Here is a 1,492-nt window from a genome sequence, read left to right as displayed (position 1 = left end):
TATTCCTTGAGCCTCGGCTCGGTAATCGAGACCGGGGCCCGCTTCCTCCTCGATCCGCGGGCCAAGCACGAGCCGAGGCTCAAGGAATAGAGCCGGCCGCGCACCCGCTCGGCGTCCTGCGCCCAGCTCTCGGCGAAGGGATCGAGGTGGTGGATGTCGAGGGTGAGCGCCACGCCGTCGTAGCCGGCATCGGCGATGAGGCTCAGCGCATCGTCGAGGCGGTGATTGGCCGCCCCGTTGGTGTTGTAGGCGAAGCGCAAGCTCATGCCGCCCTCCCCCGCCGCTCCAGGCGGAACGGCGCGTGGTGCGATTCCGGCTCGCGGTAGAGCGGATAGAGCGGGCCGACGATCCGTTCGGCCAAGGCGACGTCGAAGAGCGGCTGGCCGCCGAAGCGCTCCAGCGCCTCGGGCGTCAGGCGCACCGGCCGCAGGGTCTCGCTCTCCTCGCCGAAGCGGATCAGCGGGTGGTCGCGCTCGATGAGCTTTCGCGTGTTGCGCTCGCCGATGCGATAATAGCTCATGGTCTCGACTTCGAGCCCCGGCACGATCGCCTTGACGATGCCCACCCCGCCGCCCGGCGGCGAGGCGTCGACGTAGAGCACGTCGAACCCTTCCGCCTCCAGCCGCTCGCGGGCGATGCGGGCGCGGTCCTGGCCGGTGGGGGCGGCTTGCGTCGGCAGGTCGGTGAAGCGCTTCGTGCCGCGCTCGGAATAGACCGTGCCGGCGAGGTAGTCCCGCAGGGTCTCGGCCGGCTTGTCGATCCAGTCGAGCATCGCGGAGAGCGCCCTGCCCTCCTCCAGATCGAGGCTGGGCAGCGCCTTCTCGATGAAGGCGTCGACGTAGCCCGGCGGGGTGATCGAGCGGGCGAGCGCCAGCGGCCCGTGCCCGAAGGTCTTGCGCACCCGGGCGGCCTGGAATTCGAGGATCGCCTTGCGGAGTGCCCGCTCGCGGTCGGGATCGCAGGCCTCGCCGCAGGCCGACAGCGCGATCGGCGCCGGGGTGCGCGAGGCGTCGAGGTCGTAGCCGACGCAGTAGACGTTGGTGAAGCCGAACTGGTCGGTGGCGAATTTCGGCATCGCGCGGATGCCGAGAGCTTCCAGCCGGTCGAGCATCGCGCGCGTTTCCGGCCCCAGCCCCTCGGAGGTGTCGAGCATCACGCCCTGGTCGAGGGCACGGAACAGGAGGCCGTTGCCGTCGCGCTGGAGCAGTTCGAGGAGGCCGTGCCCGAGGGCGAAGGCGACGTCCGGACCGGCGCCGAGCCCGTTGGTGATGAGGTTGGTGAAGGGCTGGTAGCCCGGCGACAGCTCGAAATAGTCGGTCGCCGCGAGGTCGAGCGGCATCAGTACCGTCTCGCCGGTGCGGGCCCGCACCGGCGAGACGGTACTGATGGCGCTCTACCTCGCGGCGACCGACTATTTCGAGCTGTCGGCGGGCCACCAGCCCTCAACCAAGCCCATCAACAACGGGCTCGGCGCCGGTCCGGACCTCGCCTT

At 70.3% G+C, this 1,492-nt stretch carries 1 protein-coding gene and 1 pseudogene; both read right to left on the bottom strand.

Features of this window, described 5'->3' with window-relative positions; translation table 11 throughout:
* Positions 1–266 (bottom strand): annotated as a pseudogene (locus QR78_RS36390) (sugar phosphate isomerase/epimerase family protein); the annotation flags it as partial.
* Positions 263–1,387 carry a YcaO-like family protein gene (locus tag QR78_RS31355; protein WP_425284308.1) on the bottom strand — a complete coding sequence of 375 codons (1,125 nt, stop codon included), beginning with the start codon at positions 1,385–1,387 and terminating at the stop codon, positions 263–265. The gene QR78_RS31355 and the pseudogene QR78_RS36390, both read right to left, overlap by 4 nt.
* Positions 1,388–1,492: the final 105 nt, after the last annotated feature.

Source organism: Methylobacterium indicum (assembly GCF_001043895.1).
Lineage (GTDB): Bacteria > Pseudomonadota > Alphaproteobacteria > Rhizobiales > Beijerinckiaceae > Methylobacterium > Methylobacterium indicum.
This window is presented reverse-complemented; position numbering and strand designations above follow the sequence as displayed.